Here is a 13,430-nt window from a genome sequence, read left to right on the forward strand (position 1 = left end):
AGCTTGACTCAGCGAACGCCCCCGAAAAAGCCGAAGCTTTGACTCACCGTCCGGGCGATATTCGGCCTGGGCGCCTTGCACCGGGGAGGATCGCAATAGAGTTGCGAACCACTCCCCAACGAATCACGCCCCCTCACTCCACCGTCACCGACTTCGCCAGATTCCGCGGCTTATCGACATCCGTCCCCCGCGCACAAGCCGTGTGATACGCCAGCAACTGCAACGGCACGACGTGAAGAATCGGCGACAGCATCCCGTAGTGCTCCGGCATCCGGATCACATGCAAGCCTTCATCGTTGACGATGCGCGTGTCCGCATCGGCAAACACATACAGCTCGCCGCCACGCGCACGTACTTCCTGGATGTTCGACTTCAGTTTCTCGAGCAGCGCATCGTTCGGTGCGACGGTGACGACCGGCATCGCCTCGGTGACGAGCGCAAGCGGCCCATGCTTCAGCTCACCAGCCGGATAAGCTTCCGCGTGGATGTACGAGATTTCCTTGAGCTTCAACGCGCCTTCGAGCGCGATCGGATAGTGCAGCCCGCGTCCGAGGAACAGCGCATGTTCCTTGCGCGAAAACTCCTCCGACCACGCGATGATCTGCGGCTCCAGCGCCAGCACGCTATTCAACGCCGCCGGCAGGTGACGCAACTGGCGGATATAGTCCGCTTCCTGCGCAGCATCCACATGGCCACGCAGCTTGCCGAGCGTCGCGGCAAGCACGAACAGGCCGACCAGTTGCGTCGTGAACGCCTTCGTCGATGCGACGCCGATCTCACGCCCGGCGTGCGTCAGGAACGAGAGTTCGGTCAACCGCACCATCGCGCTTGTGCCGACGTTGCACACCGACAGCGTATGCCGATGCCCCAACCCCTGCGCATGCTTGAGCGCGGCGAGCGTGTCGGCGGTTTCGCCCGACTGCGAGATCACGACGACGAGCGCCTTCGGGTTCGGCACCGAATCGCGGTAGCGATACTCGCTCGCGATCTCAACCTGCGTCGGAATCTTCGCAATCGATTCGAGCCAGTACTTCGCGGTCAGCCCCGAGTAGTAGCTGGTACCGCAAGCAAGAATAAGCAGGCTGTCGATTTCGCCGAATGCCTGCGCCGCGCCTTCGCCGAACATCGACGGGTCGAATGCATCGGCTTGCGGAATCGTGTCGGTGATCGCGCGCGGTTGCTCGAAAATTTCCTTCTGCATGAAGTGCCGGTACGGTCCGAGTTCGACCGCGCCGCCGTATGCGGCCACCTGACGCACTTCGCGCTGCACATCGTCGCCGTCGCGATCGGCGATACGCACGCGGTCGAGCGTCAGTTCGCAGACGTCGCCTTCTTCCAGGAAGATGAAGCGTTCGGTGCTGCCGGCCAGCGCGAGCGCATCGGATGCGAGGAAGTTCTCGCCGTCGCCCAGTCCCACTACCAGCGGCGAACCCTGCCGCGCGCCGACCACGGTATGCGGCTGGTCCTTATGCAGTACGGCGATCGCATACGCGCCGTGCAGTTGCTGCACAGCCTCCTTCACCGCTGCGAACAGGTCGCCTTGATACACGCTGTGGATCAGATGCGCGATCACTTCGGTGTCGGTCTGCGACACGAACACGTAGCCCTTAGCACGCAGCATGTCGCGCAGCGACTCGTAGTTCTCGATGATGCCGTTGTGGACGAGCGCGAGCGCGTCGCGTGAAAAGATCGGGTGCGCGTTGTCGGTGACGGGCGCGCCGTGCGTCGCCCAGCGCGTGTGCGCGATGCCGGTCACGCCTTCGAGATGCGTGTCCTTCACCTGCTCGTCGAGATCGGCGACGCGCGCGACGCTGCGCGCGCGGCGCGGTTCGCCGTTCGCGAGCACGGCGACGCCGCACGAATCGTAGCCGCGGTATTCGAGGCGACGCAGTCCTTCGACGAGAACGGGAACGATGTTACGTTGCGCTGCCGCGCCGACGATTCCGCACATGATCTATCTGTCCTTGAGCCTGGAGAATGGATGGCCGGGCACGCGCGGTGCCGGCGCGTCTGTTCAGCGTTTCTTTTTGGTCGGGCGCACGTAGCCGCTGCGGCTTGTCTGCGTCTTGTCGTTCAGTACGAGCTGGTCGGGTGCGACGTCCTTCCACACGGTCGTGCCCGCCGCGATCGTCACGCCGCGACCCACGCGCACGGGCGCGACGAGCTGCGTGTCGGAGCCGACGAACACGTCGTCTTCGATGATCGTGCGGTGCTTGTTCGCGCCGTCGTAGTTGCACGTGATCGTGCCCGCGCCGATGTTGACCCGAGCACCGACGTCGGCGTCGCCGATATACGTCAGGTGATTCGCCTTCGAGCCGTGACCGATGACCGCGTTCTTCACTTCGACGAAGTTGCCGACGTGCGCCTCGTCCTTCAGCAGCGCGCCGGGCCGCAGCCGCGCGTACGGTCCGAGCACCGCGTGCGCGCCGACTTCGGCGCCTTCGATGTGCGTGAACGCGTCGACGCGCGTGCCGGCGCCGATCTTCGCGTCGCGGATCACGCAGTTCGCGCCGACCGTCACGTCGTCGCCGAGCACGACGTGGCCTTCGAACACGCAGTTCACGTCGATCGATACATCGCGGCCGCATTCGAGCGTGCCGCGCACGTCGATCCGCGCCGGATCGGCGAGCGTCACGCCGGCGACGAGCAGCGCGTCGGCTGCATTGCGCTGATACACGCGTTCGAGTTCGGCGAGCTGCTGTTTGCTGTTCACGCCGAGCGTTTCCCACTCGTCGTCGGGCTGCGTCGTGACGATGTCGATGCCCGCTTCGATCGCGAGCTCGACGACGTCCGTCAGATAGAACTCGCCTTGCGAGTTGTCGTTCTTGAGCGAGCTTAACCAGCCCTGCAGCTGCGCGGTCGGCCCGGCGATGATGCCGGTGTTGATCTCGGCGATGGCCTGCTGTTCCGGCGTCGCATCCTTCTGCTCGACGATGCGCACCACGCGGCCGTACGAATCGCGCACGATGCGTCCGTAGCCGGAGGGATCGTCGAGCGTGACGGTCAGCACGCCGTAGCCTTGCTGGCCGACGGCATCGGTGAATTGCTTGAGCGTCGACGCACGCGTGAGCGGCACGTCGCCATACAGCACGAGCGTCGGCACGGTCGGATCGAGCAGCGGCAGCGCCTGCTGCACCGCGTGGCCGGTGCCGAGTTGCTGTTCCTGGGTGGCGAATTGCACGTCCGGCGCGGCAACCGCGGCGCGCACCGCATCGGCGCCATGTCCGACGACGACGACGAGCCGGGTCGGATCGAGCGTGCGGGCGGTATCGATGACGTGTTCGAGAAGCGGCCGGCCGGCCAGAGGATGCAGCACCTTGGGCAGCGAAGAACGCATGCGCTTTCCGGTGCCCGCCGCCAAAATCACGATGTTCATGGCGCAAGCGAGAGGACGATTGGATAGCGGCCGATTCTAGCACGCAGCCCGCATACGTCGCGGCAGCCGCCGGGCCGCCGCGCGGCCGTCCAAGGCGGCCAGGAGCCCAGTGGAAAAGCGCTTACAGATCGTCGAACTGGACGATCGAAATCGGCTTCGTGTTCGCGGAAAAACCGTCCGGTGTCGCGTCGGTCGAACACGGATCTTCGTCAAACGCGATGTCACCTTGCGAATCGGCCTCGCCGCTCGCGCGCAGACCGGCGAACGGAAACAGCCCGGTATCCATCAGATGCGACGGCACGACGTTCGACAGCGCGTTGAACATGTTCTCGACGCGCCCCGGAAAACGCTTGTCCCAGTCGCGGATCAGCGCCTTCATTTCCGCGCGCTTCAGGTTCGGCTGGCTGCCGCACAGGGTGCACGGGATGATCGGGAACTCGCGCAGCGCCGCGTACTTCTCGAGATCGGTTTCCTTCACGTACGCGAGCGGCCGGATCACGATGTTCTTGCCGTCGTCCGATTGCAGCTTCGGCGGCATACCCTTCAGCTTGCCGCCGTAGAACAGGTTCAGCAGCAGCGTCTGCAGGATGTCGTCGCGATGGTGGCCGAGCGCGATCTTCGTCGCGCCGAGTTCGCCGGCGACGCGGTACAGAATCCCGCGACGCAGCCGCGAGCACAGCGAGCAGGTCGTCTTGCCTTCGGGCACCAGACGCTTGACGATGCTGTACGTGTCCTGGTTCTCGATATGGAACGGGATGCCGAGCGCGCGCAGATATTCGGGCAGCACGTGCTCCGGAAAACCCGGCTGCTTCTGGTCGAGATTCACCGCGACGATGTCGAAGTGGATCGGCGCGCGTTCGCGCAGGCGCAGCAGCACGTCGAGCATCGCGTAGCTGTCCTTGCCGCCCGACAGGCACACCATCACCTTGTCGCCTTCCTCGATCATGTTGTAGTCGCCGACCGCCTGGCCGACGAGCCGCGCAAGCCGCTTGAACAGCTTGTTGTTCTCGTACGCTTCTTTCTGCTCGCGGCGCGTGAGCGCGGGGCGGGCTTCGGTGGCAACTTCGGTGGCGACGTCGAATTCAGGCGCGTTCATCGCTCAATCCTCCTTGATGCGGAAAACTTCGACGCCCACCGCGTCGCAGTCCGGATAGACGTCCGGCTTTTCCGTCGACAGTTGCACTGCGCGCACGTGCGGATGCGCGAGCAGTGCGGTCGCGAGATCGTCGCACAGCGTTTCCTGCAGATGGATGTGCCCTTGCTGCACGCGATGCGCGATCGTCGAGCGCATGAAGTCGTAATCGACGACTTCGCGCAGCTTGTCTTCGACCGGCGTCGACAGCGCGAGCGGCACGAACAGATCGACGTTGATCACCACGCGCTGTTCGCCGCGCTTTTCGAAATCGTGCACACCGATGTTGATGTGCACTTCGTAATTGCGCAGGAAAAGCCGGCGGCAATCGGCAAGGCGGGGGTGAGAAAGAGCGGCAAACATGTTCGTTCCAGTCGTAAGAAGCGTGCGGACACGCAGGGGGCCTCGCGGCCCAAGGTTGCGCGTGTCAGGCGCCCGTCAAAAACATCACGTCGTGCGGTAGCGGCAGAAGATGCTGCCCGCCGTCGACGACCAGCGTCGTGCCCGTCACACCCGACGCATCCGCGAGATACAGCGCCGCCGCGACGATGTCCTCGGGCCGCGACGCACGGCCGAGTGGCGTCGCGCGATGCGCGGCGGCGAAGCCCTCCGGCGTCTGTCCCGCCGATTGCAGCGTGAGCCCTGGCGCCAGCCCGACCACGCGCACCTTCGGCGCCAGCGCCTGCGCGAGCGACACGGTCGCCGCCTGCAGCGCAGCTTTGGTCAGCGTGTAGGACAGGTAGTCCGGGTTCATGTTGTACAGCTTCTGGTCCAGCATGTTGATGACCGTGGTGCGCTGCTTCTCGTCGCCGAGGGCGGCATCGGGCGTCGCGTCGAACAGCATCCGCGCGAGCACCAGCGGTGCGCCGACGTTGATCGCCGTGAGCTTCAGCAGACGCTCGTAGCCGACGTCCCGCGCGGTGTCCTCGTCGAACAGCGACGCGTTGTTGACGATGCACGCGGGCAACCCGAGCGCCGCCGTGCAGGCCGGCAGCAGCCCGGCGACGTCCGCCTCGACCGCGAAGTCCGCCTGCAGCGCGACCGCGCGGCGGCCCAGCGCGACGATCTCGGCGACGGTACGTTCTGCCTCGTCGCCCGACCGGTCGAAATGCACCGCCACATCCCAACCCCGCGCGGCAAAGCCCAGCGCGAGCGCGCGACCGATCCGGCGGGCACCGCCGGTGATCAGCACGACGCGGGCCGCGCCGTTGGGCGTGCTCACGGGGGAAAGGTCGGAAGAAGCGGTCATTTACAATGCGGGGATGAATCCGAAAGCTCACGAACCCGATAGTTTACCTGCTCCCGGCCCGACCGCGCTTGCGCAGTCCGACGCGCTGGCCGAGCAGATTCGCGCGGAACTGGACGTGGCCGGCGGCTGGCTGCCGTTCGATCGCTATATGGAACGCGCGCTGTACGCGCCGGGGCTCGGCTATTACGGCGGCGGCTCGGTCAAGTTCGGTCGACGCGCCGACGACGGCAGCGACTTCGTCACCGCCCCCGAACTGTCGCCGCTGTTCGCCGCGACGCTCGCGCGGCCGGTCGCGCAGGCGCTCGCGGACAGCGGCACGCGCGACCTGATGGAATTCGGCGCGGGCACCGGCAAGCTTGCCGCCGGCCTGCTGCGCGCGCTCGACGCCGCGCAGGTTCCGTTCGACAGCTACTCGATCGTCGATCTGTCCGGCGAACTGCGCGCGCGTCAGCGCGATACGCTCGACACACTCGACGCCGAAGTGCCCGGCCTCTCGGCACGCGTGCGCTGGCTCGACGCGCTGCCCGAGACATTCGACGGTGTCGTCATCGGCAACGAGGTGCTCGATGCGATGCCGGTGAAGCTGTTCGCACGGGCGAATGGCGTGTGGCATCAGCGCGGCGTCGCATTGAAGGACGGCGCGTTCGTCTTCGAAGACCGTCCACTAGACACCGCTGCTTCTACGGAAGATCTCGCACTGCTGCAAGAGATCGATGCCACCGACGGCACCGACCACGACTACGTCACCGAAACCCACGGCGCCGCACGCGCGTTCACACGCACCGTCTGCACGATGCTCGCGCGCGGCGCGGCGTTCTTCATCGATTATGGCTTTCCGCGCAGCGAGTATTACCACCCGCAACGCGCGCAGGGCACGCTGATGTGCCACTACCGGCATCGCGCGCATGGCGATCCATTCGTCTATCCGGGTCTGCAGGACATTACCGCACACGTCGAATTCACCGGCATCGCGGACGCAGGTATCGAGACGGGTGCCGAGCTGATCGGTTATACGTCGCAGGCGCGCTTTCTGTTGAACGCGGGCATCACCGAGGCGCTGTCCGCGATCGATCCATCCGATGCGCGACAGTTTCTGCCGGCTGCCAACGCGGTGCAGAAGCTGCTGTCCGAAGCGGAGATGGGCGAGCTGTTCAAGGTGATTGCGTTTTCGCGCGGCATCGACGGTGCGCTCGATGCATTCGCGAGCGGCGATCGCTCGCATACGTTGTAGCGCGACGACCGTGACCTCTATGCGCGAGTGCCGACCATCATGATCCGCTGGCTGCTGACCACCTTCATCGCCGTCGCGATCCTGTCGGGCTCGTGGCCGTGGCTGCGCAAGATCGGTATCGGCCGGATGCCGGGCGATGTCACGCTGCGGCTGTTCGGCCGCGAGTACCCGTTTCCGTTCATGTCGACGCTGGTGCTGACGATGGCGTTGTCGTTGATTGCGCGGGTGCTTTAGATAGAAGGTGCAGCGCCGACTACAACACCGCCTCAACCGCACTCACCCGCGCACGATGTACCGCTTCCTTGATCTGCTCCGGCTTGTCCGCGAACGACTGCGCAACCGCGCCCGCATCAACCGCACGCGCCGCGATCAGCGCAATGCGCAGCCGCTCGGCCTGCGGATACTCGCGCGCCTCGAAGCCTAACCGGCCGCGCGCATCCGCCTCGCACGCCTGCAGCGCCTCCGCGAAACGCGCGGGCTTGCGCAGCGCGTCGCAACGTTCGAAGAGCCGCACCAGCGCCGCCGCGCCCATCTCCATCACGCGATGAATGTTGCCGTGCTCGCGCGCGACCAGCACCGCGAGATCGCGGCACTCGTTCGGCACGCGCAGCCGGTCGCACAGCGGTTTCAGCAGATCGACGCTACGGCCTTCATGACCGATATGACGCGGCAGCACGTCGGCGGGCGTGGTCGCCTTGCCGAGATCGTGCGTGACCGCCGCGAACCGCACGGGAAGCGCGTAGCCCTGCGCGGCCGCGTGATCGACGACCATCATCACATGCACGCCGGTGTCGACCTCGGGGTGATAGTCGGCGCCCTGCGGCACGCCGAACAGGCTGTCGATCTCCGGCAGGATGCGCGCGAGCGCGCCGCATTCGCGCAGCACCTCGAACATCCGCGACGGCCGCTTTTCCATCAGCCCACGCGACACCTCTTGCCACACACGCTCGGGCACCAGCGCGTCGACCTCGCCTGCGGTCACCATGCGGCGCATCAGCGCCATCGTTTCCGGCGCGACCGTGAAGTCGGCGAAGCGCGCGGCAAAGCGCGCGACCCGCAGAATCCGCACCGGATCTTCGAGAAACGCGTCGCCGACATGCCGGAACACCCGCGCGCGCAGATCCGCCTCGCCGCCGAACGGATCGATCACCGGACCGGTGAGTTCACCATCGGGTCGCACTTCGCGGGCCATCGCGTTGACCGTCAGATCGCGGCGCGCGAGATCCTGCTCGAGCGTCACGTCGGGCGCGTAGAAAAACTGGAAGCCGTGATAGCCCGCCGCCGTCTTGCGCTCGGTGCGCGCGAGCGCGTATTCCTCGCGCGTGTCGGGATGCAGGAACACCGGAAAGTCCTTGCCGACCGGCTTGTACTTCTGCGCGACCATCTGTTCGGGCGTCGCGCCAACCACCACGTAGTCGCGATCCTTGACCGGCACGCCGAGCAGCGCGTCGCGGATCGCTCCACCTACGGCGTAGATATTCATTCGCAGACGTCTTCGCTGGGGATGCGGTGCGTCTCGCGCCGCGCATCGTCGATCCAGGCGCGCACGGCCGGCGATTCGGTAACGCGCCGCGCGTACGCGCTCGCCGCGTCGGACAGCGCCGGCTGCCACGTGTTGAAGCGCATCACGACCGGCGCGTACATCGCGTCGGCGATGCAGAAATCGCCGAACAGGAACGGACCGCCGGAGGCCTTCAGGCAATCGCTCCACAGCATGTCGATGCGCGCGATGTCGGCGAGCGCGCCGGGCGTCGCGCCCTTGCCCGGCCACGATGCGCGGATGTTCATCCACATGTTGCTGCGCAGATCGACGAACCCCGAATGCATCTCGGCGCTGATACTGCGCGCGTGACAGCGTGCCTCCTGCGCGCGCGGCCACAGCACGTGCTGCGGAAAACGCTCGGCGAGCGTCTCGGCGATCGCGAGCGAATCCCACACCGAGTAGCCTTCGTCGGTGATCAGGCAGGGCAGCTTGCCTGACGGCGAATGCGCGAGGATCGCGTCCTTCGTGCCCGCTTCGCGCAGTTCGATTGCGACTTCTTCAAACGGGATGTCGAAGTGCTTCAGCAGCACCCACGGACGCATCGACCACGACGAATAGTTCTTGTCACCGATAATCAGTTTCATGCCGCGTGTCTGATAAGAGAAAGAAAAAGGAACCAGCGAGTATCAACGCCCCGCGTTCGCGCGGAACGCGTTGAAGCGCGAGCGCATCGACGCGCCGGTTAAATATACAGGCGCGATGGTCTCGATACTGGCCGGGTCGATATCGAGTTCCGGTGCGAGCGGTCCGGTCAGCACGTTATCGACGCTCATCGAGTCGAGATTGTCGCGCGAGATGACCGGCTCGCCGGGCGCCATTTCGAATGTCAGCGCCTGTAGCCGCGCGAGCGCGTCGGGCAGCCGGATGATCTTCGCATGCCGGCCGATCACGTCGCCGCAATACCGGACCAGCTGTTCGAGCGTATAGACGGTCGGGCCACCGAGTTCGTATGTGCGGCCGCTCGCGGCATCGAGATCGAGCACGTTGACGATCGCCTTCGCCACATCGCCGACGAACACCGGCTGAAACTTCGCATCGGGCTTCGCGAGCGGAATCACCGGAAACACGCGCTGCAGGAACGCGAACTGGTTGAGCAGCGCATCCTCGGGACCGAACACGACCGACGGACGGAACACGGTCGTCGCGAGCGACGATGCATGCACCGCTTTCTCGCCGTCGCCTTTCGAGCGCAGGTACATGCTGGGACCATCGGACGCAGCACCGATCGCGCTGATATGGATCAGCCGATGCACGCCCTTGCCTTCGCACGCGGCGGCGATTTTTGTCGGCAGCTCGACGTGCGTGCGCGCGAACTCAGGACCGTACGGATCGCCGCGCTTGCCGTGCAACGTGCCGACCAGGTTGATCACCGCGTCGGCGTTCTCGAGGAAGCTTGCGAGTTGCACGGGATCGTAGACATCGGCTTCGATGACGTCGATGGGGAGCAGTGTGAGATGGCTCGCATGAGAGCGGCGCCGTGTGGCGATGCGCACGTCCTTGCCGATCTCGACCAGCGCGTTGACGAGATGGCTGCCGATAAACCCGGAGCCGCCGATGACCGCAATGGCTTGATGTCGCATGTCGGACTCCCTGCGGGAAGCTGCGGCATCGATCGACGCAGCGTTCAATACTGCGGCGGTTGATGCTGCTGTGACGGCGGGCGGCATTCAATGCTGCGGATCGACTGCCAGCACGACCGCCGCCGCAACGTCAGCAGCCCGCGCAGCGCAACGACCCAGCGCTTACGGCGCGATATACCCGAGCCGAGCCTTCAACGATTGCGGACGGCCTTCGAACAATGCCGCGTAGTAGACGGTGTTGGACAGGACGTTCTTCACGTAGTCGCGGGTTTCCTGGAACGGAATCGCTTCGGCGAAGATCGCGCCTTCCACCGGACGCTGCAACGACTGCCGCCAGTTGCGCGGCCGGCCGGGACCGGCGTTGTAGCCGGCGGTGGCCAGCACGGCGGACCCGTCGAATTGATTGTAGATCATCGACAGGTAGTTGGTGCCGAGCAGGATGTTCGTGTTGATGTCGTTCATCTGCGCGCGCGAAATCGTCCCGAGACCGATCTTCTTCGCGACCAGTTGCGCGGTGGCGGGCATCAACTGCATCAGGCCACTCGCGCCCACTTCGGAGCGCGCGTTCATGATGAAGCGCGACTCCTGGCGGATCAGCCCGTACGCCCATTCCACATCGAGTCCGTTGGATTGCGCATCGCGCTCGACGATGTCACGGAACGGCGACAGATAGCGCAGCGAGAAATCGTGTTCGGTCTTCGTGCGGTCGGCGGTGTTGACCGTGCGGTCGTACAGCTCGATACGACGCGCGTACTCCGCAGCCGCGAGCAGTTGACGGTCGGTCATCCCGCGCAGCGGCCAGTTCCACTCGCGATTGCCTTCGAGCCGCAGATTCAGCTGATAAAAGCGCTGTGCAAGGGCGAAGCCCGGTGTGTTCGCAGCCTGCTGCACTTCGGCATCGGTGACGGTGGTTTTCGGCGGGACGGTGATCTTCTGGCCGAGTTCTTCCAAAGCAAGCTGCCCGTAGAAATTGAAATTCTGCGCGATCTGCTCGAACTCCTGGTTCGCCTGCGCAGTTTCGCCCGCCTGCTTCAACGCGCGCGCATGCCAGTAGACCCACGTGGGCTGACTGCGCAGCGCCGTCGGCATCTGTTCGATCGACCAGCGCACCATCGTCCAGTCGCCGGCAAGCAACGCAGAGCGCGTGCGCCATTCGTAAGCGGGATTCGACAGCGGCGCGTTCGCCGACAGCCGATACCAGTCGACCGCGCCGGGCATCTGCTTCGCGGCGGCCTGATAACCGATGGTGCCCCAGCCGATCGCGCGCTCGGGCGTGGTCAGCGAAGGCGCCACCGACGCGAACGTCGCAGCCGCCGTCGCCGGATCGTTGCGCGCCATCCGCGTGATCGCGAGCAGCGCCAGTTGATGCGACTGCGGATCGGGACCGACGCCGCGCGCGAGCAGCAGCGGCGGCGTGCTCGCTGCCTGGCTGAACAGCGTCGGATCGGGCCGCTGGTTGCCGAGCGCATCGAGCAGCTTGCTGCCGGTGTCGGTCTGGTTCTGTTCGTACGCGGTGCGAATGAGCTGCCACACGTCGTCGGTATTGAACTGCTGTTTCAGCGTGAGCGCTGTGACCAGATCGATACAGCCGTCGCCATAGGTGCGCGGCTCGACGAGCAGCGCGCGGGCCGCATCGGCGACATTCTCGCCGTGTGCCGCACGCGATTCGAGCGCGTAGCACTTCACCTGCGTATCGTCGTTCAGCACGAAGCGCGAATACTGCTGATCGAAGTTGCGCCAGTCGTGACGCGCGCCGAGCACGACGAGATAGTCGTTGCGCATCCGGTCGGCGATCGCCTGGCCGTCGTACTTCTGCAGGAACTGCAGCACCGGTGCATCGGGCGCGTCGACGCGCGGATGACCCGAGCTGTCGAACAGCTGCGGCTTCAGCTGAAAATATTCGAGATAAGAAGGCGCCGGATAATCCGGGATCATCGCCGCGAGTTGCGCGGCACGCGCCGGATCGTTATTGCGTGCGGCCTCGCGAAGCTGCACGAAAATCTGGTCGTCGTTCGTCAGTTGCGAAAGCGGGACGGGCCTCACCGCGGAAGCCGTACTGCACGCGACGAGCGCAGCGGTGGCGAGCGCCACGCCGACCGCGCGATATACTCGATGGAAGCTGTTTGACATCGTTGTTTCTGGAGCGCGAAGTGAAACCAAGCATAGCACGCAACCCCATCGCAAAATCGAAAAGCGAGCTGCGGCGTGCACTGCTGGAAACACGTGTCGAAGCGGCTCGCGAGCCGGTTTTGAACGATGCGTTGAAGCGTCGCGTGCATGATCTGCTGAACGATCGCGCGCCGGTCTCAGTCGGATTTTACTGGCCGCTTTCGGGCGAGTTCGATGCGCGCGATGCGATCGCTTCGTGGCTCGCGGCGGACTCTGCACGCATCGCGAGTCTGCCGGTCATCGTGCAGCGTGGCGCACCGCTCGAATTCCACGCATGGACCCCCGACATGCCGATGCGCGACGGCGAGCATCGGATCCCCGAACCGACGTCGGCGCGCATCGTGATTCCGGATCTGTTGCTCGTGCCGTGCGTCGGTTTCGATGCGGACGGTTATCGGCTCGGCTACGGCGGCGGCTACTACGACCGCACGCTCGCCGCATGGCCAGGCGCGCAACGGCCGGTCACCGTCGGCATCGCGTACGAAGCGTGCCGCACCGATGCGCTCACGCGCGAAGCACACGACATTCCGCTCGACGCGATCGTTACAGACTCGGCGATCTATCCTCAAGCGCAGTCATAGGCAAGCCCCGAGCGGAGCCGAAGATCACAGCGACGCCGCCGCGCGCGCCGCCGTGTCGTACAGCCCCGAGGCGTTGCGCATCAACTGCGCGGCCTCGCCGATCTGCTGGTTCGTCAGCCCGCTTTCCTTCAGCGTCGCGATCAGACAGCTCTCGCGCACCTCGCGATAACGCGCGCACAGATCGCGTCCCGCCTGGGTCGCCGAGAAAAACACTTCCTTGCCGCTCTTTTCGCTTTTTACATACCCTCTAGCTACGAGCTTCTTCAGCGCGTAGGTGGCGACATGGGTGTCTTCGATGTTCAGCACGAAGCAGATATCGGCAAGCTTCTTGCGGCGTTCGCGATGGCTCACGTGGTGCAGCAGCGAGACCTCGATCGCGGTCATGTCCTTCTCTCCGGCCGCCGATATGCAGCGGACCATCCATCGGTTGAACGCGTTGCCGACCATGATGAGGCCGTATTCGAACTCGGAAAGCTCGGCGCTCGTTTCGGAAACGAGATGTTCCGAAGAGACGATTTTGGTCGGATGACGCGACATGGCGGACGTTCCCGGTTCGCAATAAGGGGGTG

The 13,430-nt window shown here is 65.1% G+C and carries 13 protein-coding genes; 3 read left to right on the top strand and 10 right to left on the bottom strand.

Annotation, left to right across the window (positions count from 1 at the left end; all coding sequences use genetic code 11):
* Positions 1-133: 133 nt before the first annotated feature.
* From glmS to E1748_RS22790, 5 genes are all read right to left on the bottom strand, one after another.
* Positions 134-1,951 (bottom strand): glutamine--fructose-6-phosphate transaminase (isomerizing), encoded by a 1,818-nt coding sequence (gene glmS, locus E1748_RS22770; RefSeq protein ID WP_133649548.1) that lies wholly within the window; start codon positions 1,949-1,951, stop codon positions 134-136.
* Positions 1,952-2,014: 63 nt separating this feature from the next.
* The gene (gene glmU / locus E1748_RS22775; RefSeq protein WP_133649549.1) at positions 2,015-3,376 is read right to left on the bottom strand and encodes a bifunctional UDP-N-acetylglucosamine diphosphorylase/glucosamine-1-phosphate N-acetyltransferase GlmU; all 1,362 of its coding nucleotides are present in this window, start codon (positions 3,374-3,376) and stop codon (positions 2,015-2,017) included.
* A 121-nt stretch (positions 3,377-3,497) separates the two neighbouring features.
* A complete protein-coding gene (ttcA, locus tag E1748_RS22780; RefSeq protein WP_133649550.1) occupies positions 3,498-4,472 on the bottom strand; it encodes a tRNA 2-thiocytidine(32) synthetase TtcA in 975 nt (324 codons plus the stop codon).
* Between the two features lie 3 nt (positions 4,473-4,475).
* Positions 4,476-4,871, bottom strand: coding sequence for a dihydroneopterin aldolase (locus E1748_RS22785; RefSeq protein ID WP_133649551.1), 396 nt, complete (start codon positions 4,869-4,871; stop codon positions 4,476-4,478).
* 64 nt (positions 4,872-4,935) lie between these two features.
* The gene (locus E1748_RS22790) at positions 4,936-5,757 is read right to left on the bottom strand and encodes an SDR family oxidoreductase (protein ID WP_133649552.1); all 822 of its coding nucleotides are present in this window, start codon (positions 5,755-5,757) and stop codon (positions 4,936-4,938) included.
* 13 nt (positions 5,758-5,770) lie between these two features.
* Here E1748_RS22790 and E1748_RS22795 point away from each other — a divergent pair, with 13 nt between their 5' ends.
* Together E1748_RS22795 and E1748_RS22800 are read left to right on the top strand one after the other, a co-directional pair.
* Complete coding sequence (locus E1748_RS22795) at positions 5,771-6,988, top strand: class I SAM-dependent methyltransferase (protein ID WP_133649553.1); 1,218 nt, start codon at positions 5,771-5,773, stop codon at positions 6,986-6,988.
* Positions 6,989-7,027: 39 nt separating this feature from the next.
* Positions 7,028-7,222: a DUF2905 domain-containing protein gene (locus tag E1748_RS22800; RefSeq protein ID WP_133649554.1), complete on the top strand. Its 195-nt coding sequence runs from the start codon at positions 7,028-7,030 to the stop codon at positions 7,220-7,222.
* Between the two features lie 19 nt (positions 7,223-7,241).
* On the opposite strand, the gene E1748_RS22805 is transcribed toward E1748_RS22800, so the two are convergent.
* From E1748_RS22805 to E1748_RS22820, 4 genes are all read right to left on the bottom strand, one after another.
* Complete coding sequence (locus tag E1748_RS22805; protein ID WP_133649555.1) at positions 7,242-8,471, bottom strand: multifunctional CCA addition/repair protein; 1,230 nt, start codon at positions 8,469-8,471, stop codon at positions 7,242-7,244.
* Complete coding sequence (locus E1748_RS22810; protein ID WP_133649556.1) at positions 8,468-9,115, bottom strand: glutathione S-transferase family protein; 648 nt, start codon at positions 9,113-9,115, stop codon at positions 8,468-8,470. The genes E1748_RS22805 and E1748_RS22810 overlap by 4 nt, the downstream gene beginning before the upstream one ends.
* 42 nt (positions 9,116-9,157) lie before the next feature.
* A complete protein-coding gene (locus tag E1748_RS22815) occupies positions 9,158-10,111 on the bottom strand; it encodes a complex I NDUFA9 subunit family protein (RefSeq protein WP_133649557.1) in 954 nt (317 codons plus the stop codon).
* Between the two features lie 162 nt (positions 10,112-10,273).
* Positions 10,274-12,241: a lytic transglycosylase domain-containing protein gene (locus tag E1748_RS22820; RefSeq protein ID WP_133649558.1), complete on the bottom strand. Its 1,968-nt coding sequence runs from the start codon at positions 12,239-12,241 to the stop codon at positions 10,274-10,276.
* A gap of 8 nt (positions 12,242-12,249) precedes the next feature.
* On the opposite strand from E1748_RS22820, the gene E1748_RS22825 reads away from it, so the two are divergent.
* Positions 12,250-12,861 (top strand): 5-formyltetrahydrofolate cyclo-ligase, encoded by a 612-nt coding sequence (locus E1748_RS22825; protein ID WP_133650491.1) that lies wholly within the window; start codon positions 12,250-12,252, stop codon positions 12,859-12,861.
* A 24-nt stretch (positions 12,862-12,885) separates the two neighbouring features.
* Here the strand turns inward: E1748_RS22825 and E1748_RS22830 are convergent, their stop codons facing one another.
* Positions 12,886-13,398 (bottom strand): winged helix DNA-binding protein, encoded by a 513-nt coding sequence (locus E1748_RS22830; RefSeq protein ID WP_133649559.1) that lies wholly within the window; start codon positions 13,396-13,398, stop codon positions 12,886-12,888.
* Between the last annotated feature and the right edge of the window lie 32 nt (positions 13,399-13,430).

The sequence above is a fragment of the Paraburkholderia flava genome (assembly GCF_004359985.1).
In the GTDB taxonomy this organism is placed as follows: Bacteria; Pseudomonadota; Gammaproteobacteria; order Burkholderiales; family Burkholderiaceae; genus Paraburkholderia; species Paraburkholderia flava.

Coding starts and splice junctions, on each gene's coding strand:
- glmS (WP_133649548.1), bottom strand. CDS start 1,951: ATGTGCGGAATCGTCGGCGCGGCAGCGCAACGTAACATCGTTCCCGTT.
- glmU (WP_133649549.1), bottom strand. CDS start 3,376: ATGAACATCGTGATTTTGGCGGCGGGCACCGGAAAGCGCATGCGTTCT.
- ttcA (WP_133649550.1), bottom strand. CDS start 4,472: ATGAACGCGCCTGAATTCGACGTCGCCACCGAAGTTGCCACCGAAGCC.
- E1748_RS22785 (WP_133649551.1), bottom strand. CDS start 4,871: ATGTTTGCCGCTCTTTCTCACCCCCGCCTTGCCGATTGCCGCCGGCTT.
- E1748_RS22790 (WP_133649552.1), bottom strand. CDS start 5,757: ATGACCGCTTCTTCCGACCTTTCCCCCGTGAGCACGCCCAACGGCGCG.
- E1748_RS22795 (WP_133649553.1), top strand. CDS start 5,771: ATGAATCCGAAAGCTCACGAACCCGATAGTTTACCTGCTCCCGGCCCG.
- E1748_RS22800 (WP_133649554.1), top strand. CDS start 7,028: ATGATCCGCTGGCTGCTGACCACCTTCATCGCCGTCGCGATCCTGTCG.
- E1748_RS22805 (WP_133649555.1), bottom strand. CDS start 8,471: ATGAATATCTACGCCGTAGGTGGAGCGATCCGCGACGCGCTGCTCGGC.
- E1748_RS22810 (WP_133649556.1), bottom strand. CDS start 9,115: ATGAAACTGATTATCGGTGACAAGAACTATTCGTCGTGGTCGATGCGT.
- E1748_RS22815 (WP_133649557.1), bottom strand. CDS start 10,111: ATGCGACATCAAGCCATTGCGGTCATCGGCGGCTCCGGGTTTATCGGC.
- E1748_RS22820 (WP_133649558.1), bottom strand. CDS start 12,241: ATGTCAAACAGCTTCCATCGAGTATATCGCGCGGTCGGCGTGGCGCTC.
- E1748_RS22830 (WP_133649559.1), bottom strand. CDS start 13,398: ATGTCGCGTCATCCGACCAAAATCGTCTCTTCGGAACATCTCGTTTCC.